The sequence below is a fragment of the Kytococcus sedentarius genome, from assembly GCF_041937525.1.
GTDB classification, from domain to species: Bacteria; Actinomycetota; Actinomycetes; order Actinomycetales; family Dermatophilaceae; genus Kytococcus; species Kytococcus sedentarius_A.
In genome coordinates, this window is the sequence record NZ_CP169391.1 from 1,143,830 (window position 1) to 1,162,359 (window position 18,530).

18 protein-coding genes are annotated in these 18,530 nt (G+C 72.6%); 13 read left to right on the forward strand and 5 right to left on the reverse strand.

What is annotated here, in order from left to right:
- Positions 1 to 33 precede the first annotated feature (33 nt).
- The 12 genes from ACEY2A_RS05300 to ACEY2A_RS05355 all read left to right on the forward strand — a co-directional run bounded on the left by ACEY2A_RS05300 (position 34) and on the right by ACEY2A_RS05355 (position 11,418).
- Positions 34 to 936, forward strand: a complete 903-nt coding sequence (locus tag ACEY2A_RS05300) for a hypothetical protein (protein ID WP_374929822.1) — start codon at positions 34 to 36, stop codon at positions 934 to 936.
- A gap of 39 nt (positions 937 to 975) precedes the next feature.
- Positions 976 to 2,214, forward strand: a complete 1,239-nt coding sequence (gene fahA, locus ACEY2A_RS05305) for a fumarylacetoacetase (RefSeq protein ID WP_374929823.1) — start codon at positions 976 to 978, stop codon at positions 2,212 to 2,214.
- Between the two features lie 160 nt (positions 2,215 to 2,374).
- A complete protein-coding gene (locus ACEY2A_RS05310) occupies positions 2,375 to 2,986 on the forward strand; it encodes a hypothetical protein (RefSeq protein WP_374929824.1) in 612 nt (203 codons plus the stop codon).
- Between the two features lie 165 nt (positions 2,987 to 3,151).
- A complete protein-coding gene (locus ACEY2A_RS05315; RefSeq protein ID WP_374929825.1) occupies positions 3,152 to 4,261 on the forward strand; it encodes a hypothetical protein in 1,110 nt (369 codons plus the stop codon).
- 154 nt (positions 4,262 to 4,415) lie between these two features.
- On the forward strand, positions 4,416 to 4,625 hold the full coding sequence (locus tag ACEY2A_RS05320) for a heavy-metal-associated domain-containing protein (RefSeq protein ID WP_374929826.1): 210 nt from the start codon (positions 4,416 to 4,418) through the stop codon (positions 4,623 to 4,625).
- Positions 4,625 to 4,822: a hypothetical protein gene (locus ACEY2A_RS05325; RefSeq protein WP_374929827.1), complete on the forward strand. Its 198-nt coding sequence runs from the start codon at positions 4,625 to 4,627 to the stop codon at positions 4,820 to 4,822. The genes ACEY2A_RS05320 and ACEY2A_RS05325 overlap by 1 nt, the downstream gene beginning before the upstream one ends.
- Positions 4,819 to 7,080 (forward strand): heavy metal translocating P-type ATPase, encoded by a 2,262-nt coding sequence (locus tag ACEY2A_RS05330; protein ID WP_374929828.1) that lies wholly within the window; start codon positions 4,819 to 4,821, stop codon positions 7,078 to 7,080. The genes ACEY2A_RS05325 and ACEY2A_RS05330 overlap by 4 nt, the downstream gene beginning before the upstream one ends.
- Before the next feature lie 35 nt (positions 7,081 to 7,115).
- Positions 7,116 to 7,421: a metal-sensitive transcriptional regulator gene (locus ACEY2A_RS05335; protein WP_374929829.1), complete on the forward strand. Its 306-nt coding sequence runs from the start codon at positions 7,116 to 7,118 to the stop codon at positions 7,419 to 7,421.
- A gap of 73 nt (positions 7,422 to 7,494) precedes the next feature.
- Positions 7,495 to 8,193, forward strand: a complete 699-nt coding sequence (locus ACEY2A_RS05340) for a hypothetical protein (protein ID WP_374929830.1) — start codon at positions 7,495 to 7,497, stop codon at positions 8,191 to 8,193.
- Positions 8,194 to 8,309: 116 nt separating this feature from the next.
- Positions 8,310 to 9,410: a hypothetical protein gene (locus tag ACEY2A_RS05345; protein ID WP_374929831.1), complete on the forward strand. Its 1,101-nt coding sequence runs from the start codon at positions 8,310 to 8,312 to the stop codon at positions 9,408 to 9,410.
- A gap of 136 nt (positions 9,411 to 9,546) precedes the next feature.
- Positions 9,547 to 10,461, forward strand: a complete 915-nt coding sequence (locus tag ACEY2A_RS05350) for a hypothetical protein (RefSeq protein ID WP_374929832.1) — start codon at positions 9,547 to 9,549, stop codon at positions 10,459 to 10,461.
- Positions 10,462 to 10,470: 9 nt separating this feature from the next.
- The gene (locus tag ACEY2A_RS05355) at positions 10,471 to 11,418 is read left to right on the forward strand and encodes a hypothetical protein (RefSeq protein ID WP_374929833.1); all 948 of its coding nucleotides are present in this window, start codon (positions 10,471 to 10,473) and stop codon (positions 11,416 to 11,418) included.
- 104 nt (positions 11,419 to 11,522) lie between these two features.
- Here the strand turns inward: ACEY2A_RS05355 and hppD are convergent, their stop codons facing one another.
- Complete coding sequence (gene hppD / locus ACEY2A_RS05360; protein WP_374929834.1) at positions 11,523 to 12,746, reverse strand: 4-hydroxyphenylpyruvate dioxygenase; 1,224 nt, start codon at positions 12,744 to 12,746, stop codon at positions 11,523 to 11,525.
- A 103-nt stretch (positions 12,747 to 12,849) separates the two neighbouring features.
- On the opposite strand from hppD, the gene ACEY2A_RS05365 reads away from it, so the two are divergent.
- Complete coding sequence (locus ACEY2A_RS05365) at positions 12,850 to 13,344, forward strand: Lrp/AsnC family transcriptional regulator (RefSeq protein WP_374929835.1); 495 nt, start codon at positions 12,850 to 12,852, stop codon at positions 13,342 to 13,344.
- Between the two features lie 46 nt (positions 13,345 to 13,390).
- Here ACEY2A_RS05365 and ACEY2A_RS05370 read toward each other — a convergent pair whose 3' ends face one another.
- Genes ACEY2A_RS05370 through ACEY2A_RS05385 form a run of 4 tightly spaced genes read right to left on the reverse strand, consistent with a single transcriptional unit; the run spans position 13,391 to position 18,389 of the window.
- Positions 13,391 to 15,088 (reverse strand): bifunctional 3'-5' exonuclease/DNA polymerase, encoded by a 1,698-nt coding sequence (locus tag ACEY2A_RS05370; RefSeq protein ID WP_374929836.1) that lies wholly within the window; start codon positions 15,086 to 15,088, stop codon positions 13,391 to 13,393.
- 10 nt (positions 15,089 to 15,098) lie between these two features.
- The gene (locus ACEY2A_RS05375) at positions 15,099 to 16,175 is read right to left on the reverse strand and encodes an FAD-dependent monooxygenase (protein WP_374929837.1); all 1,077 of its coding nucleotides are present in this window, start codon (positions 16,173 to 16,175) and stop codon (positions 15,099 to 15,101) included.
- Between the two features lie 30 nt (positions 16,176 to 16,205).
- Complete coding sequence (locus ACEY2A_RS05380) at positions 16,206 to 17,975, reverse strand: DEAD/DEAH box helicase (RefSeq protein ID WP_374929838.1); 1,770 nt, start codon at positions 17,973 to 17,975, stop codon at positions 16,206 to 16,208.
- Between the two features lie 12 nt (positions 17,976 to 17,987).
- Positions 17,988 to 18,389: a DUF3039 domain-containing protein gene (locus tag ACEY2A_RS05385; protein WP_374929839.1), complete on the reverse strand. Its 402-nt coding sequence runs from the start codon at positions 18,387 to 18,389 to the stop codon at positions 17,988 to 17,990.
- Positions 18,390 to 18,530 lie beyond the last annotated feature (141 nt).

An 18,530-nucleotide genomic window follows, 5' to 3' on the forward strand; every position in this document is an offset into this window, starting at 1 on the left:
TGGGCCACGTCGAAGTGCGTTAGCGTTCTGCGCATGGCGACCTCACCGGCGATGGACCTGCTCACGCGCGCCCTCGTGGACGATGCGGCGATCTTCCCTCCCGGCCTCTCTCCCGTCCCCGATGCGGTGACCCAGCACCTCCGCTGGCGCCAGGCCCCCCTCGGCTCCCGACTGGGCCCGCTGCTGCTCTCCGTGGACGCCATCGCCTCGCTGCCCGAGGTCCTCCAGGAGCTCGGCCCGAAGGGCCCCCCGGCGGACCAGCCGCTGCCGATCGGCATCGCCGCCCGCCCGGGCACCCCCCTCGAGCAGGTGGACCGGGCGGTGGCCACCCTGCGGGAGCTGGGTGATGCGGTGGAGCTGGCGACCATCGAGCTGGCCGCCCAGTCCGGGTGGCAGGGCGTCGCCCGCCACGGGGTGGACGTGGCGCTGGAGCTCCCCCGCGACCCCGCGGACTGGGACGAGCACCTGGATGCCCTGGAGGCCCGGCACGCCGACACCCGCCACGTGGTGGCCAAGTGGCGCACCCAGGCGCGCCCCGCCGGCCCCATCCCGACGCCCGACGAGCTCGCCGCGTTCCTCACCGCCTGCGTGGGACGCTCCCTGCCGTTCAAGCTCACCGGCGGCCTGCACCACGCCGTGGCCCGCACCGCCCCGGCCCAGTCCGGCGAGGGCACCGAGGAGATGCACGGCGCGCTGAACGTCGCCCACGCCACCCACCTGGCTCTGGGCGGGGCACCGACCACCGAGGTGGCGGCCGCCCTGGCCGAGCGGGACGGTGCCACGGTGGCTGCGGCGGTGACCGCCCTCGACGAGAGCCAGGTGGGGGCGCTGCGCGCCGCCTGGGTCTCCTTCGGCTGCTGCGGCGTCACCGACCCGCTGCGTGAGATGGCCGAGCTCGGCGTGCTCGACGACGCCGCCCTCATCGAACGTCCCTGACTCCCCCTTCCACCCCCATCCCCCCCTGCGAGGAGACGCATGAGCACCTGGCCCGACGTGCCCGCCGACCACCCCTTCGGCCCGGCGAACCTGCCCTACGGGGCCTTCGTCACCGAGGACGCGCCCAGTGCCCGCCTCGGTGTGCGGATCGGCGACCAGGTGCTCGACCTGGCTGCCGCCGTGCGCACCCAGGGGCTGGACGACGGCACCGTGTGGGCCGCCGCCCTGCTGGAGCCCACCCTCAACCGCCTGCTGGAGCTCGGCCACACCGCCTGGGCCGGCGCGCGCACCTGGATCACCGGGCTGTTCTCCGACCCCGCGAAGGCCGATGCGGTGCGCCCGCACCTCATCGACCTGGACCGGGTGGAGCTCGTGTTGCCCTTCCGCCCCGCGGACTACGTGGACTTCTACGCCTCGGAGCACCACGCCACGAACGTCGGCTCGATCTTCCGCCCCGACCAGGCTGCCCTGACGCCCAACTGGAAGCACCTCCCCATCGGCTATCACGGCCGCAGCTCCACCCTGGTGGTCTCGGGCACTGATGTGGTGCGCCCCAGCGGGCAGCGCAAGCCGAAGGACGCCGAGGTGCCCACCTTCGGCCCCAGCCAGCGCCTGGACATCGAGGCCGAGCTCGGCTTCCTGGTGGGCGGGCCCACTCCGGTGGGCTCGCGCGTCTCCGTGGACGACGCCGAGCAGCACCTGTTCGGCGTGATGCTCTTCAACGACTGGTCCGCGCGGGACATCCAGGCCTGGGAGTACGTCCCCCTGGGCCCCTTCCTGGGCAAGTCGTTCGCCTCCTCGGTGGGCGCCTGGGTGGTGCCGATGGACGCACTGTCCGCGGCCCGCATCGACCTGCCGGCGCAGGACCCGGAGCCCATGGAGTACCTGCGCGGTGACGGCTCCGGCCTGTTCGGGCTCGACATCGAGATGGAGGTGCGGCTCAACGGCACCCTCGTGGCCCGCCCGCCGTACGCCGAGATGTACTGGTCCCCGGCGCAGATGCTGGCCCACATGACCGTGAACGGCGCCGCACTGTCCGCTGCGGACGTGTTCGCCTCCGGCACCATCTCCGGTGATGAGAAGGGTGAGCGCGGCTCGTTCCTGGAGCTCTCCTGGAGCGGGCAGGAGCCGATCACCCTCGAGGACGGCAGCGAGCGGTCCTTCCTCGAGGACGGCGACACGGTGACCATCACCGGGTGGGCACCCGGGCCGGACGGCTCCCGCATCGGGCTGGGTGAGGTCACCGGGACGATCACCCCCGCGATCGGCCTCGACTGAGCCCCCTCCACCCGCCCCTTTCTCACTGCCGCCTCACAGCCGGGGAACGGTTCGCTCACACCTGTGGCCGCGCCGTTCCCCGGCGGGGGGGCGCGGCGCTAGCGTGGCCCGTGCCGGGCAGGGGTCCTGGCAACACACTCAGGGGAATGGGAGGGCCATCATGGCTCGCAGGGAACTGTCACTCACGACTGCCGCGCTGGTGGGCTGCGGCGCACTGCTGATGCCGGCGGCGGCCAGCGCCGACGAGGCGGTGGAGCACCGGATCACGTTCAGCGAACCCGACGACCGAGGTCGGATCGCGTTCACCCTCGAGGTCGAGGGGTGGCTGGGCCCGCACGTCGAGGGTGAGATGCCCGAGTACTCCATCTCGGCCAAGCGGCCCGGGGAGTCGCACTTCCACCACGCCATCGGCACCCCGTCCGCCGAGGAGCTGGTCTGCGTGGCGGGGGCGGACCCGCTGGAGTCCACGGTGGCCACGCCGTACGGCCCGGAGGCGGGACTCACCGAGGAGTTCGACGGCCTGTACGTCATCGGCACCTACTGCGACGGGTCGGAGGACGGCGCCGAGGTGCTGGGCGTGCTGGAGCGGACCGAGGACGGCTCGTGGGAGGCGACGGACGGCCCCATCGAGGTGGTCGAGGCTCCCGGGCCCATCGTGGACACCGGTCGGACGGCGCACGAGGGGTCGTGGTCGCTGGCCGCCGCGGTACTGGGCGGGCTGGCCCTCGCCGGCACCGGTGGCGCACTGGTGGCGCGGGGCCGACGCGCCTGACCGAGCCATCTCTCACGTCCCCGGGGAAGGCGGTGTCCCGCCTTCCCCGGGGACGTCTGCGTCGTGACCAGAACGTGACCTCTTCAGCACGCCAGAAGGAGCCCCGCGGGTCTAGGTTCAGATCGATCGGACTCTCATGTCCGCACTTCTCACGAGGAGCCTTCGATGCCCCGTGTTTCCCCCTGGGCGCTCACCGCAGCCCTGACCCTCACCACTCTCCCCGTGCTGGGCTCCGTCGCCCATGCCGATGAGGAGTCCCCCGGCCTGGAGTTCGACCTCACCGCCGGCGAGCGCCTCGAGGACGGCTCCCTGGCCTGGTCGGGCGTCATCACCGGCTCCACGGTCCCTGCCGCGTCCGGCGACCGGCTGCTGCACTGGGCCGTCACAGGCATCTCCTCCGCGACGGAGGAGGGCGACTTCGGTCCCGTGCTGGGCTACTGGGAGGCCGGCAGCCAGTGCGCCGGCGCCGGCGAGCCCGCACCGGTGCACCAAGCCCTGGCCAGCACCCCCGACGCCGATGTGGTGGGCGTGACCGAGGACATCCTGGGGGTGTCCATCCAGGCCTCCTGGTGCGACGCCGAGGGCGTGGAGCACTTCAGCTGGGTGTCCTTCGACCGCCGCGACCTGCCGGACGGTTCGGTGGAGTTCGTGGACTACGCCGGGGGCGACGACATCCCCGGGGGCGAGGTGTGGGAGGACGTGGACCTCGACCTGCCGACGGAGGATGAGGAGTGGGAGGCGGTGGCGATGGACTACACCGAGTTCTGGTCCGCCCTCGCCGAGACCATCGGCTCCGAGTGGGCGTGGCTCGCCGACGTGCCCGCCCCGCCGGAGGGCGCCGAGGCGTGGGCTGCCGAGCAGTGGCAGGAGTGGACGGCCGAACAGGTGGAGGCCGGAATCGTGCCGGCGGACCTGGCGTGGTTCCTGGGCGGAACCGAGGTGCCGCCGGAGTGGATCTGGCTGGATGAGCTCGATGAGGACTCGGCCACCTGGTCCGAGGAGGACATCCGGGCGCACGTGCGCGACCTGGTGGGTGCAGGTGTGCTGCCGCCCGAGCGTGCGTTGGCCGCCGAGCAGCTGCTGACGTGGTTCGTGTTCGGGACGTTGCCCGCCGGGGGCGACGAGGAGGGCCGTGACGAGGGAGCCGAGAGCGTGGGCCCGGTCGTGGACACCGGTCTCTCCGGCACCGAGGGCACCCTTCCCGCAGCGCTGGGCGGGGCAGCGCTGCTGGCTGCGGGGGGCGTGCTGCTGGCCCGCCGCCACCGGGTGGCCTGACCCGCCACACGGAAACGCCCCGCGGCAGCCGTTTCGCCACGCGGAGATCGCACCACCAGGAATACCCTCAGGGGGTATCCGGTTCACCCGGGTACCCCCTGGGAGCGTCTGCCCAGCCGTTGGCAGGGCCCCACTCGACCCGAGAGGACACGCGATGAGCACCACCGAGTACACCGTCACCGGCATGACCTGTGGCCACTGCGAGATGTCCGTGCGCGAGGAGGTCTCGGAGGTCCCCGGCGTGCAGGACGTGCAGGTGAGCCACGAGACCGGACGCCTGACCGTCGCCGGCACCGATGACGTGAGCACCGACGCCGTGATCGCCGCGGTCGAGGAGGCCGGCTACACCGCTGCCCGCGCCTGATGGGCGGCGCGGCCCGGGTGGCGGCCTACCTGGTGTCACTGGCGATCGTCTTCGTCGCTGCCCTGGGGGCCGGCGCCACCCTCGTGCCCGACCGCGTCGTGGACGACTGGATGGCCCGCAGCGGTTCGTCCTCCCACGAGGCCCCCGACCATTCCGACGACCAGTCACCCACCCACCACCCCGACGGACACGAATGAGCACTCCCCCGGTCCCGGACACCTCCCCCATCGAGCTCGACCTGCAGGGCATGACCTGCGCGTCGTGCGCACACCGCATCGAGCGCAAGCTCAACAAGCTCGATGGGGTCCAGGCCACCGTCAACTACGCCACCGAGAAGGCGCGCATCCAGGCTCCTGAGGGCTACGACCCCCAGCTGCTCGTGGACGAGGTCGCCAAGGCGGGGTACACCGCCACCCTCCCGGCGCCGCCCCGCGAGGGCGACGCCGACACCAGTGGCGAGGGCACCGAGGCCGACCTCGAGCTGGACTCCCTGCGCCAACGCGTGGTGATCTCCGCCGCCCTCACGGTGCCCGTCATCGCGATGGCGATGGTCCCCGCCCTGCAGTTCACCTTCTGGCAGTGGGCCTCCCTCACCCTGGCGGCGCCGGTGATCGTGTGGGGCGCCTGGCCCTTCCACAGGGCGGCGTGGACCAACCTGCGGCACGGCACGGCCACCATGGACACGCTCGTCTCGCTGGGCACCCTGGCCGCCTTCGGCTGGTCGCTGTACGCGCTCTTCCTGGGCACGGCCGGCACCCCCGGCATGACCCACCCCTTCGAGTTCACCGTCGCCCCGTCCGACGGCGCGGGCCACATCTACCTCGAGGCCGCGGCCGGCGTGACCCTGTTCATCCTGCTCGGCCGGTACTTCGAAAAGCGCTCCAAGCGCCAGGCCGGCGCCGCCCTACGTGCCCTGTTGGAGCTGGGCGCCAAGGAGGTGACCGTCCTGCGGGACGGCCGGGAGGTCACCATCGGCGCCGGGGAGCTGCAGGTGGGCGATGAGTTCGTCACCCGCCCCGGCGAGAAGATCGCCACCGACGGTGAGGTGGTCTCCGGCTCGTCCGCCGTGGACGCCAGCATGCTCACCGGCGAGTCCCTGCCGGTGGAGGTGGGCCCGGGCGACACCGTCACCGGCGCCACCGTGAACGCCGGCGGCCGGCTGGTCGTCCGCGCCACGCGCGTGGGCTCGGACACCCAGCTGGCGCAGATGGCCCGCCTGGTGGAGGACGCCCAGACCGGCAAGGCCGAGGTGCAGCGCCTGGCCGACCGCGTCTCCGGGGTGTTCGTCCCCGTTGTCATCGGCATCGCCGTGGCCACGCTGGGCGTCTGGCTGGGCGCCGGCTTCCCGCCCGCCGCCGCGTTCACCGCCGCTGTGGCCGTGCTGGTGATCGCCTGCCCCTGCGCCCTGGGCCTGGCCACCCCCACCGCCCTGCTGGTGGGAACCGGCCGGGGTGCCCAGATGGGGGTGCTCATCAAGGGCCCGGAGGTGCTGGAGTCCACCCGCACGGTGGACACCGTGGTGCTGGACAAGACCGGCACCGTCACCACCGGGGAGATGACCCTCGTCCAGGTGGTCGCCGCCGAGGGGGGCGACTCCGATGAGGTGCTGCGCGTCGCCGGCGCGCTGGAGAGCTCCTCGGAGCACCCCATCGCGCGGGCCGTGGTGACCGGCGCCCGCGAGGCACTGGGCGACCTGCCTGCTCCCACCGGGTTCTCCTCCCTCGAGGGGCGCGGCGTGCGCGGCACCGTGGACGGGCGCGAGGTCGTCGTGGGTCGTCCCGCCCTGCTGGCCGATGAGGGGATGCCCCTGGGCGCCGATCTGCAGGAGGCGCTGCAGGCCGCCCAGGAGCAGGGTCGCACCGCCGTGGCCGTGGGCTGGGAGGGCGCCGCCCGCGGTGTGGTGGTGGTCTCCGACACGGTCAAGCCCAGCAGCGCCGAGGCCATCGAGCGGCTTCGCGGCCTGGGGCTCACCCCGGTGCTGCTCACCGGTGACAACGAGTCGGCCGCCCGGCAGGTGGCCGCCGAGGTGGGCATCTCCGAGGTCATCGCCGAGGTGCTGCCCCAGGACAAGGTGGGGGTCGTCACCCGCCTCCAGGAGCAGGGCCGGGTGGTGGCCATGGTCGGCGATGGGGTGAACGACGCCCCCGCGCTGGCGCAGGCAGACCTGGGGCTGGCCATGGGAACCGGCACGGACGTCGCCATCGAGGCATCGGACATCACGCTGGTGCGTGGCGACCTGCGCAGCGTGGTGGACGCCATCCGCCTCTCGCGCCGCACGCTCGCCACCATCAAGGGCAACCTGTTCTGGGCGTTCGCCTACAACGTGGCCGCCATCCCGGTGGCCGCACTGGGCATGCTCAATCCGATGCTGGCCGGCTTCGCCATGGCCTTCTCCAGCGTCTTCGTGGTGGCCAACAGCCTGCGGCTGCGCGGCTTCCGCGCGGTCTCGGCGTGACGGACCACCCCCCGCGCCACTGACCCGGAGGAACCATGGACCACGGCGAGCACGACCACCACCACGGCTACATCAGCGACAAGGAGGCCTACCTGCGGCGCATGCGCCGCATCGAGGGGCAGGCCCGGGGCATCGCGAGGATGATCGATGAGGAGAAGTACTGCATCGACATCCTCACCCAGGTGAGTGCACTGACCAACGCGCTGGAGGGTGTGGCCCTGGGTCTGCTGCAGGACCACCTGGGCTCCTGCGTGGTGGACGCCGCCCGTGCCGGGGACGAGGAGGCGGCCGCGCTGGTCCAGGAGGCGACGGACGCCATCGCGCGACTGGTGCGCTCCTGAGGCACCGTGGCCGGGCACGCTCCGATCCGGCATAGGCTGGGCCCATGAGAGCGACCTCGTGAGGAGCAGCAGCATGCGCACCACCCACCGACCGGCCACCCGACTCGCGATCGCCACGGCGCTCGCCGGAGGCGTCCTTGCCGCCGGTCCTGCCGCCCAGGCCGAGCCCGCCGCCCAGGAGACCCCGCGTCCTGAGGTCACCCTGGAGGTGTCCCCGGACGAGACGGGTGAGGGCCACGACTGGACGGTCACGTTCACCGGACCGCATCTGCAACCGGCCGACGGGGACCCCCATGTCGAGTGGGTCGTGGACACCTGGGCACCGGACTCCGGCCCCTGGCCCACCACGGTGGGCAGTGCAGCCATCGCCGACCCCCGCTGCGAGGCCGGCACCGAGCGCCACGAGCAGGACCAGCTCTCCGCCAACCGGACGGACCACGAGATCCGTCCGATGCCGGTGGGTACCGACCGCGTGATGGTCTACGGCTCCTACTGCGCCGTGGACGGCACTGTCCACCGCTTCGAGATGGAGAGCGACCTGCTGACCGGAAAGGACGGTCAGCCGGTGGTGGAGTCCTACCCGCTGGAGGACACCCCGGTCGACGAGGAGGACCCGCGCTCGGACAACCCGGGACCCATCATCGACACCGGTCGCGAGGCCACCGGCGCAGGGGCCGCCTCCGGAGCCCTGGCGGCCGGACTGGCCGGCCTGGGTCTGCTCGGGATCGGCGCGGGCCTGGTGGCGCGCGGTCGGGTGCGCAGGGCTTCCTGAGCCGACGAACAGGGGCTCGTCCGGACCACCTCGTGTCCGGCGAGCGCCCGGGGCCCGGCTCCGCTAGATTCGCGCTGATCGGACCGCGCGTCCGCCCTTCTGCACGAGGAGCTGCCATGCCCCGTGTTCTGCCCCGGGCGGCGACCGCCGCCCTGACCCTCTGCCTCCTGCCCGCCCTGGGAGCCACTGCCCACGCCGAGGGAGACGCTCCCGACGCCGGCCCTGTGGGGGTCGAGTTCTCCGTGGATCCTGTGCGTGACGACGGGTCCCAGCCGTGGACGCTCCACCTCTCGGGCGAGGCGGGCGACGTGACCCGCGGTGGTTCGCAGGTGCAGTGGGACCTGACCGCCTACGACCACGACGAGGGCGCCATCACCACACTGGCGTACGACGGGGGCCTCGAGCTCGCCTGCATCGAGGGGCCTCTGACTCCGGTGGACGCCACGTTCACCGACCGGAACGCCACCGAACGTGGCCACGAGGTGCTCGACCCCCTGACGCCGGCCACCGACGAGGTCAGCGTCTTCCTGCAGTGGTGCGACTCCTCCGGGGAGCCGATGTACGACATCCGGTCCTTCGAGCGCGTCACCGGGCCGGATGGCACGGACAGTTTCGTGCCCGTGACCGACACCCCCTCCGATGGTGAGTCCGAGGCGCCGGAGGACCCCCACGCCCCGGAGGTCACCAGCGAAGAGCTGATGCTCCCGGCGGAGATCGTCGCCTTCTGGCAGGAGATGGCGCCGGACATGGGGTCGCAGTGGCAGTGGCTGCTGGACCTGCCGCCTGCCCCGGACGGGCTGACCGATGCGGACGACCCGGCCTGGGCGGCGTGGATCGCCGCGCAGGTGGAGCAGGGCACGGCCCCGGCAGACCTCGCCTGGATCCTCCGGCCCGACGACCTGCCCCCCGCCTGGGCGTGGCTGGAGGAGCTGGACGGCCAGTGGGACCAGCAGCGGGCCGAGGCCCACGTGGACGGTCTGGTGGCCGAGGGAACGCTCCCGGCGAGCAGTCGACTGGCAGCCGTGCAGCTGCTGCTGTGGAGCGCGCACCTGGACGGCGGCACGGTGACCGACGAGACCGCGGAGGACACCGCATCGGGCCCGGTGGTGGAGGCAGGTGTCTCCACCGGGGTGCAGCCGTGGTGGCTGGTGCTGGCCGGAGGTGGTCTGCTCGCCGCCGGCGCGGGCACCGTCGCGGTGGCACGCCGCCGCGCCTGACCCTCACGGAGCCACCACAGTTCCCGCACAGGTCCCGCACAACCCCTCCCCGGGGCGGCTGGGTGTGGCTAGCGTCGAGAGCGGACGAACAGTCCACCCGGGCACCGGCCCGGAACCGTAGGGGAAAGGTTCCACCATGTCTCGCACCACCATCCGCACTGCCGCCGCCACCGTGGCCCTGATGGCCGTTCCACTCGCCGGAGCGGCCCACGCCGACGGCCCGGGAGAGCCGCCAGCGCGGGACCCCCTGCCCACCACCTTCTCGCTCGGGGAGGGGGCGGACACGCCCGACCTGCACTGGACGCTGACCGTGGGAGGCGAGTTCACCGACCTGCCGTTCAGCCAGGACGGTCTGGTGTCGCTGACGGTGGAGGGGTCGACGGCGAATGACCTGATCAACGCCGACGAGAACACCAACCGCCAGATCATCGGCGCTCAGCAGGACGACAGCACCGACTTCTCCACCCAACAGTGCCCGGACACCGCGGAGCTCGCTCCCTCGCCGGTCACCTTCAGCAGCACCGACCGGTCGTGGCTGTGGGAGAACGACGCCGTCGTGGCCTACCCGACGCAGAAGATCGACACGGACATGCGCTCGCTCACCATCCAGTCCGTGGTCTGCCAGCCGAACACGGTCGAGAGCGACTTCGGACCGTTCCTCTTCTCGACCGACCACTACGTGTTCGACGCCGACAAGGACAACTTCGTCCGCGTGGCCTCGGAGACCATGGAGGCCAGCGGCCGGGAGGGCAGCCAGTCGCACTGGTTCGCCGCGGACGGCTGGGAGTTCATCGAGGAGTACGTCCAGCAGCAGCGTCCCGAGGGCCTGTCCGATGAGGAGTGGGCCGACCAGATGGTGGCCGAGGGCATCGTGCCGGCGGACAAGCGCTGGTACGTGGCGAACACCGAGCCGGGCGCCGGCCCCATCGTGGACACCGGCCGCACCGTCCCCGCATCGTCCGACATCGCCCCGTGGGCCGCGGGACTGGCTGGCCTGGGCCTGCTGGGTGCAGGCGCAGGCACCGTCGCGGTCACCCGCCGTCGCGCCTGAGGAGGAAGCATGACGACACACAAGATGCTGTGCACCGCAACCACCACCGTCGCCCTCATGGCGGTACCCCTGATGGGGGTGGCGCACGCCGACGGGGCGGAGGGTGAGGGCGTGGAGCCCCTCACCACCACCTTCGAGGTGGATGAGGGGCCGGATGAGCCGGGTCGCACGCCACGTCCGTGGCGCGCCTCGGTGGACGGCGAGTTCACCCCCCTGCCCTTCAGCGAGGACGGCCTGGTCTCGTTCGACGTCTTGGCCTCGGGCCACCCGGACCTGACGTCGATGAACCAGCCCCCGGACATCGCGGTGAACCGCCCCTACCTGGTGGCCACCCAACGGGACGACGACGTGGGCGAGACCTTCCGTGGCTGCCCGGACACCGATGAGCTGGCACCTTCGCCCGTGACCATGACCAGTGACGACCCGTCCTGGGAGTACGTCCCCGAGACGGGCGAGCGCCATGAGGTGGAGCCCGGCGCGATCTGGCACGACACGCGGGCCGTGGTGGTGCAGTCGGTGAGCTGCCGGCCCGCATCCGATGCCGAGGGGGGCAGCCCGATGCTGATCTCCCAGGACCACTACGTCCAGGACGCCGATGGCGAGGGATACACCCGGATCGCCTCGGCCACCGCCGCCTCCTTCGACGGCGACGGCAACCAGTACGACTGGTCGTACGCCACGGGCTGGGAGTTCCTGGAGGAGTACCGGCAGCAGCCCCACATGCCCCAGGACATGACCCCTGAGGAGTGGGCCGACCGCTTGGTGGAGAAGGGCATCGTCCCGGCGGACAAGCGGTGGTTCGTGACCGGTGGCGAGCCGGGCAAGGGCCCCATCGTGGACACCGGCCGCACGGTCCCCGCATCGTCCGAGGGCGCCCCATGGGCGGCCGGCCTGGCCGGTCTGGGGCTCCTGGGTGCCGGCGCAGGCACCGTCGCTGTGGCGCGCCGCCGCGCCTGACCGTCCGCGCGCCACGGCGCCGGACACGCCAGCGGGGCCCGGGATCATCTCCCGGGCCCCGCTGCTGTGGGCCGTCACCACCCCACGGGGTGGTGGCTCACCGATCAGAAGTTGCCGCGCAGCTCCTGCTCGCGCTCGATGGCCTCGAAGAGGGCCTTGAAGTTGCCGATGCCGAAGCCCAGCGAACCGTGGCGCTCGATCAGCTCGAAGAAGACCGTGGGGCGGTCACCGATCGGCTTGGTGAAGATCTGCAGCAGGTAGCCGTCCTCGTCACGGTCCACCAGGATGCCGCGCTTCTGCAGCTCCTCGATGGGCACGCGGACGTTGCCGATGCGCTCGCGCAGCTCCGGGTCCTCGTAGTACGAGTCCGGGGTGGCGAGGAACTCGATGCCCTCGGTGCGCATGAGGTCGACGGTGGTGATGATGTCGTTTGTGGCCAGGGCCAGGTGCTGGGCGCCGGCGCAGCCGTAGAACTCCAGGTACTCGTCGATCTGCGACTTCTTCTTGGCGATGGCCGGCTCGTTCAGCGGGAACTTCACGCGGTGGTTGCCGTTGGCCACCACCTTGGACATCAGCGCGGAGTAGTCGGTGGCGATGTCGTCGCCCACGAACTCGGCCATGTCGGTGAAGCCCATGACGCGGTGGTAGAACTCCACCCACTCGTCCATCTTGCCCAGCTCGACGTTGCCGACGATGTGGTCAAGAGCCTGGAACAGGCGCTTCGGCGAACCCTCACGCTTGACGTACGTGCCCTCGCGCGCCTCGTAGCCGGGCAGGTAGGGACCGGAGTAGCGGACGCCGTCGACCTCGCGCTGCACGAGGGTGTGACGGGTCTCGCCGTAGGTGGCGATGGCGCCGATGCGGACGGTGCCGTGGTCGTCGGTGAGGTTGGTGGGCTCCTGCAGCACGGTGGCGCCCACGGAGCGGGCGTGCTCGATGCACTTGTCCACGTCCGGCACCTCCAGGGAGATGTCGACCACACCGTCGCCGTGCGCACGGTGGTGGTCGAGCAGCGGGGACTGGGGGTCCACCGCGCCCTTGAGCACGAACTTGATGTTGCCCGACTTCAGCACGAAGGCCTTGTGGTCGCGGTTGCCGTTCTCCGGGCCGGAGTAGGCCACCAGCTCCATGCCGAAGGCCGACTGGTAGAAGTGCGAGGCCTGGGTGGCGTTGCCGACGACGAAGACGATGGAGTCCCAGCCGGTCACCGGGAAGGGGTCGTTCGAGCCGTCGTACTCCACCAGGCCGACGAGCTGCTTGAGCTGCTCGACGGAGAGGTTCTCGGCCTGCTCCTGGTTGGTCAGGGCGGTCAGGGTGGTGTCAGTCATGCCCGTCAATGTGCCTCAGGTCACCCACGGAGGGCAACGAGCACCCCATCGAGTGGTCAGTCTGACCAGTGATTGGCGCACATGATCTGCCAGACTGCACAGCATGACCACCGATCCTGGCCAGGACGCCCACCCTTCCGGCCTCGATGCCCTCGACCGGCGCATCGTGGGCCTGTTCACCGCCGACCCGCACGTGGGCGTGCTGGGCGCGGCCCGCGAGCTGGGGGTGGCCCGGGGCACCGTGACCGCCCGGGTGCGACGGCTGGAGGAGCGCGGGGTCATCACCGCCTGGTCGCCCACCCTGGACCCTGCCGCGATGGGGCACCCCGTGACGGCCTTCGTCACCCTCCAGATCCGTCAGGTGAGCGGGCACGATGCGGTGACGGCGCACCTGGCCGACATCCCCGAGGTGCTGGAGGTGCACACCATCACCGGCGACAGCGACCTGCTGGTGCGCGTGGTGGCCGCCAGCAACGCCCACCTCCAACGGGTGCTCGACGTGGTGACGGGCCACACCGACGTGCTGCGCAGCTCCTCGGTGATCGCCCTGGCCACCCAGATCCCCCACCGCACCCTGCCGCTGGTGGCCCAGGCCTGAGTCCGGCCGCGCCACGCCGCGGCGACACGCCGTACCCTCCCGCCCCTCAGTCGGCGAGGTCGTAGGACTCCACCACCGACACCGACAGCGGGAAGTCCACCGGGCCGTCCCCGAAGAGCAGCTCACCGGCACTGCGCGCCGCCCGCCGCACGTCCTGCGCCACCTCATCGGCGAGCGCGGCCGGGGCGTGCACCATCACCTCATCGTGGAGGAAGTAGACCAGCTCCGGTGCCGATGCGGTGTGCTCCCCTCCCGCGGCGCCCCCGCCGTGGGCGTCGGCCAGCCGCCGCCGGAGGTGCCCCATCCAGCACAGGGCCCACTCCGCAGCCGTGCCCTGCACCACGAAGTTGCGGGTGAAGCGTCCCCACTCGCGGGCCACCGACCGGGCCCGCCGCTCGGCGCCTGCACCGGCCCCCGGCTGCTGGGCGGCGGCCTGCGCGTCGTGCCAGTGCGCCGGGGGTGCAGGCGAGGTGCGCCCCAGCCAGGTGGTCACCCGCTCCCCGCGCTCACCGGCTGCTGCGGCGGCGTCGACCCACCCCATCGCCTCGGGATAGGCGCGGCGCAACCGGGCCATCAGTGCCCCAGCATCCCCGGAGGTCTGGCCGTACATGGCACCCAGCATCGCGACCTTGGCGTGCGCGCGGGTGTCCACCACGTGGTCGTCCACCAGGCCCTGGTAGAGGTCCCCCGCAGCGGCGGCCCGGGCCATGGCACCGTCGCGGGCCATGGCCGCCAGCACCCGGGGCTCCAGCTGGGCGGCGTCGGCCACCACCAGGCGCCAGCCCGGGTCGGCCCGGATGGCCGAGCGGATCTGCTGGGGCAGCTGCAGCGCGCCACCACCGCGGCTGGCCCAGCGCCCGGTCACCACGCCGCCGGCTACCCAGTCCGGGCGGAAGCGGCCGTCGCGCACCCAGTGCTGGCTCCACGCCCATCCGTTGGCCGTGTACAGGCGGGCCAGGGCCTTGTACTCCAGCAGCGGCTCGATGACGGGGTGGTCGATGCGGCGGAGCTCCCACTTGCGGGTGCTCTCCACCTCCAACCCCGCGCGGCGCAGGGCGGTGACGAGGGTGGTCGCGGAGTCCGGGTTGAGCTGCGGTGCGTCCAGTGCCTCGCGGATGCGGAGAACCAGTTCGGCCATGCGCGCCGGGCGGCCACCGTGGCGGTCCCGCTCCCCCAGCAGGGCCGTGAGCTGCTGGTCGTGGACGCCGGTGTCAAAGGGCACCCCGGCGTGGTTGAGCTCCTGGGCGATGAGGCCGCCGGTCGACTCGGCGTGGCACAGCATCGCCAGTCCCCCACGGTCCCGGGCCTGCGCGAGGCACTCCTGCTGGGCGAGGTGCTCGGCCACGCAGGCCGCCAGGTCGGGACCGCGCGCCCCCACATCGAACAGGGTGTCCTCCACGTCCAGCGGCTGGGCGGGGGTCAGCTGCGCGGCGGCCCGCAGCTCGTCCCAGGCCGAGTCCGGGGCGCGGGCGTAGTCCGTGTGGGCCACGGCGGCGGCCGCCCGCAGGATGGTGCGCTGGAGCCCGAGGTCCACCGCCCGGGGCACTCGCACCCCGGCGCGCAGCAGCGGCAGGTAGGTGGCGGCCGCATCGGCCCAGACCAGCCGCACGCTCCCCCCATCGAGCTGCGCGGCCACCCAGTCGGGCAGGTCGGTCCACGGGAGGTCCCACCGCTCCCCCACCACGCCCTCGTGGACGGCCTGCACCTGCGCGCGGTCGCCACTGCGCGCCACGACGAGGTCCATGCACGGCAGCCTATGAGCCGGTCCCGACAACCTTCCCCACAGCACGCAGCGCGGCGTCACGGGGTGGAGCCAGGCGCTGCGCCAGAGCGACGGAGGCCACGGCCGAGGAGGACGCCCGGGCCACCTGGGTGGGCAGCACCCGTCGGCGGTCGTAGCGGTGCAGAGCCGTGCCCAGGTCCGTCTCGCGATCGTTGAGGGCTCGCGCCAGGACGTGCGCGTCCACCAGTGCCTCGCACGCGCCGCGCCCCAGGTTCGGGGTCATCGCATGGGCCGCGTCACCGACCAGCACCACCCGTCCACGCACGTAGCTGCGCAACGGAGGAGCCAGCCAGATGCGCTGTGCGAGGGTCCGTTCCGGGTCCGCCGCCGACAACGTCCGGCGGATGGCAGGGGCCGCCCCGGCGAAGCGGTGCCCCGCATCGGCCAGGGCCTCGTCCACCGGCACTGCCCGGGGGCCCAGCTCACTGCGGTAGGCGCAGAACCAGTTGGTCAGGGAGCCGGGCTGCGCGTCCTCTGCCCCGCGCGACGGGTCGTGCCCCACCGGTGTGAGACCGAAGAGACGGCCGCCGCCCCAGTGCTCGCGGACGCCCTCGATCGGGCCGTCGACGAGTCCGCGGACCGCCAGGTACTCCGTGAGCCGTGAACTCGCTCCCGGCCCCCAGACGGCCCGCCGCACGGCGCTGTGCACTCCGTCGGCGGCCACCACCAGATCGGCGTCCAACGCATCGGGGGACTCCACCCGCCGGGTCTCGCGCACCACGGTCTGCGGCACCGCATCGCTCAGGGCGCGCAGCAGCGCGTCACGCCCCACCAGGGGCAGGGGCTCGGGCAGCCCCCGGCCCACCAGGGGCTCCCCCTCGACCGTCAGCAGGCTCGCCGCCGTGGCGGACCCGGACCGGGCGAGGACCTCCGCGGCTCCGGCTGCTGCCAGAGCACGTCGGGCGCCGGGCCAGATGGCCAGGGCCGTGCCCAGGCTCGTCCGATCCGGTTCCTGCTCGTGGACCGTGACCTCATGCTGGTCCGGGTCGAGCATCGCCGCGAGCGCCAGACCCGCGATCCCACCACCGACTATCGCGATCTTCGTCACGCCACGACACTACTGCCGGCCCGGGCCCCCTCAGCGGCGGCCGACGAACCAGCGGCGGATGGTCTCGATGCGCTGGGTCACCTGCTCCTGGGTGGCCGTCTCCAGCGCGGGGCCCCCGCAGGCCCGGCGCAGGTCCATGTGCACGTTCGCGTGAGGCGTGCCCTTCTTCTGCGCATACGCACTGACCAGCTTGTTCAGCTCCTTGCGGGAGGCCTGCAGGGCGCGGTGCGCCGCGATGGGCTGCGCACCCTCCGCCGCCCCGGACTTCTTGCCCCGGGAGACCTGCTTGGCCTGCCGTTCACGCAGCAGCTCGGTCATCTGGTCGGGCTCCAGCAGCCCCGGGAGCCCCAGGTACTCGGCCTCGTCCTCGCTGGCCGGCTCCGTGCCCAGGCCCCACTGCTGGGCGTCGAACAGCACGTGGTCGAACTCCGCCGAGGACTCCAGCGCCTCGTACCCCGGGCCCAGCTCGTCCGACAGCCGCTCGGACTGGTTGGCACGCGCCAGCTCGTCCTCCTCCGGGGACCAGATGGCGTCCTCCCCCGTGGGGCCCGGGCGGTCCAGCGCGTGGTCCCGCTCGGCCTCCAGCTCGGAGGCCAGCGCCAGCACCGGCGTCACCGAGGGCAGGAAGATCGATGCGGTCTCCCCCCGCTTGCGCGTGCGCACGAAGCGCCCGACGGCCTGGGCGAAGAACAGTGGCGTCTGCGTGGAGGTCGCGTACACGCCCACGCACAGACGGGGCACGTCCACCCCCTCGGACACCATGCGCACCGCCACCATCCACCGCGAGTCGCCGGCGGCGAACTCCTCGATGCGGGCGGACGCCCCCGCATCGTCCGAGAGCACGACGGTGGGCTTGTCACCGGTCACCGCCTCCAGGTGACGGGCATAGGCCCGCGCGTTCTTCTGGTTGGACGCGATGACCAGGCCCCCCGCATCGGGCACGTGGCGACGCACCTCGGCGAGCCGCTTGTCCGCGGCGGTGAGCACGGCGGGCACCCACTCCCCCTCCGGGTCCAGCGCGGTGCGCCACGCCTGTGCGGTCAGGTCCTTGGTGAGCGGCTCGCCCAGGCGCGCGGCCATCTCGTCACCGGCCTTGGTGCGCCACTTCATCGCCCCGCCGTAGGCCATGAACAGCACGGGGCGGACGACCCCATCGGACAGGGCGTTGGCGTACCCGTAGGCGTAGTCGCTGGCGGAGCGGCGGATACCGTCGGCCCCCTCCTCGTAACGGACGAACGGGATGGGGTTGGAGTCCGAGCGGAACGGCGTGCCCGTGAGCGAGAGGCGCCGGGTGGCAGGGGTGAAGGCCTGCCGGATGGCGTCACCCCAGCTGCGTGCGTCGCCGCCGTGGTGGATCTCGTCCAGGATCACCAGGGTGCGGGCCTCGCGGGTGCGCTGCTCGTGGAGGTTGGGGTCGGCGGCGATGCCTGCGTAGGTCATCGCGATGCCGTGGAAGTCGCGGCTGTGCGCGCGCTGGCTGTTGGTGAAGCGCGGGTCGAGGTGGATGCCCACCCTGCCTGCGGCATCGGCCCACTGGGTCTTCAGGTGCTCCGTGGGCGCCACCACGGTGATCTGCGTGACCACACCCTCGGCCAGCAGGTCCGCGGCCACCTTCAGCGCGAAGGTGGTCTTGCCGGCGCCGGGGGTGGCGACGGCCAGGAAGTCACGGTCCCCCGCGGCGGCGGAGACCTGGTAGCGCTCCAGGGCCTCGGCCTGCCAGGCACGGAGTTTGGGCGCGGTGCCCCAGGCAGCGCGAGAGGGGTAGGCGGGTGAGAGGTGGTCGGCGGCGGAGGTGCTCATCTGCCGCCGGGCTCAGTTGCCGTCGCCCTGGCCGGAGTCCCCGCCGTCCTGCGGGTCGCGGAGACCTTCGTGGATCTCCTTGCACACCGGGCACACCGGGAAACGGTCGGGGTTGCGGCCCGGCACCCAGATCTTGCCGCACAGCGCGGTCACGGGCTCGCCGGTCATGGCGCTCTCGAGGATCTTCTCCTTGCGCACGTAGTGGCTGAACCGCTCGTGGTCGCCCGGCTCGATGGGCTGGGTCTCGCGCTCGGTGCGCTCCAGCAGGCCCGTGGAGGTGCCCGGGTCGGACAGGCCGCCCGGGTCGTCCGGGATGCTGGGGTCCATCGGCTGGCTCATCACGACGCCCCGATGGGGGGCCGCGGCGGTGCCTGCGGCGGACGGGTTCGTGGTGAGCCGGTTCATGGAACGCATGGCGAGCATTCTAGTGCCGCCCACCGACAGCCGGTGCCCTCGCGGGTGGGCGGTCGAAACCCGCCCCGGTGCTGATCTGGGGCTGCCCCGCCGCCCCGGAGACGCCGAAACCCGCCCCGGTGCTGAGCTCGACTGGCGAGA

Coding starts and splice junctions, on each gene's coding strand:
- ACEY2A_RS05350 (WP_374929832.1), top strand. CDS start 9,547: ATGTCTCGCACCACCATCCGCACTGCCGCCGCCACCGTGGCCCTGATG.
- ACEY2A_RS05385 (WP_374929839.1), bottom strand. CDS start 18,389: ATGCGTTCCATGAACCGGCTCACCACGAACCCGTCCGCCGCAGGCACC.
- ACEY2A_RS05335 (WP_374929829.1), top strand. CDS start 7,116: ATGGACCACGGCGAGCACGACCACCACCACGGCTACATCAGCGACAAG.
- ACEY2A_RS05300 (WP_374929822.1), top strand. CDS start 34: ATGGCGACCTCACCGGCGATGGACCTGCTCACGCGCGCCCTCGTGGAC.
- ACEY2A_RS05320 (WP_374929826.1), top strand. CDS start 4,416: ATGAGCACCACCGAGTACACCGTCACCGGCATGACCTGTGGCCACTGC.
- ACEY2A_RS05370 (WP_374929836.1), bottom strand. CDS start 15,088: ATGGACCTCGTCGTGGCGCGCAGTGGCGACCGCGCGCAGGTGCAGGCC.
- ACEY2A_RS05315 (WP_374929825.1), top strand. CDS start 3,152: ATGCCCCGTGTTTCCCCCTGGGCGCTCACCGCAGCCCTGACCCTCACC.
- ACEY2A_RS05355 (WP_374929833.1), top strand. CDS start 10,471: ATGACGACACACAAGATGCTGTGCACCGCAACCACCACCGTCGCCCTC.
- ACEY2A_RS05380 (WP_374929838.1), bottom strand. CDS start 17,975: ATGAGCACCTCCGCCGCCGACCACCTCTCACCCGCCTACCCCTCTCGC.
- hppD (WP_374929834.1), bottom strand. CDS start 12,746: ATGACTGACACCACCCTGACCGCCCTGACCAACCAGGAGCAGGCCGAG.
- ACEY2A_RS05365 (WP_374929835.1), top strand. CDS start 12,850: ATGACCACCGATCCTGGCCAGGACGCCCACCCTTCCGGCCTCGATGCC.
- ACEY2A_RS05340 (WP_374929830.1), top strand. CDS start 7,495: ATGCGCACCACCCACCGACCGGCCACCCGACTCGCGATCGCCACGGCG.
- fahA (WP_374929823.1), top strand. CDS start 976: ATGAGCACCTGGCCCGACGTGCCCGCCGACCACCCCTTCGGCCCGGCG.
- ACEY2A_RS05345 (WP_374929831.1), top strand. CDS start 8,310: ATGCCCCGTGTTCTGCCCCGGGCGGCGACCGCCGCCCTGACCCTCTGC.
- ACEY2A_RS05325 (WP_374929827.1), top strand. CDS start 4,625: ATGGGCGGCGCGGCCCGGGTGGCGGCCTACCTGGTGTCACTGGCGATC.
- ACEY2A_RS05330 (WP_374929828.1), top strand. CDS start 4,819: ATGAGCACTCCCCCGGTCCCGGACACCTCCCCCATCGAGCTCGACCTG.
- ACEY2A_RS05310 (WP_374929824.1), top strand. CDS start 2,375: ATGGCTCGCAGGGAACTGTCACTCACGACTGCCGCGCTGGTGGGCTGC.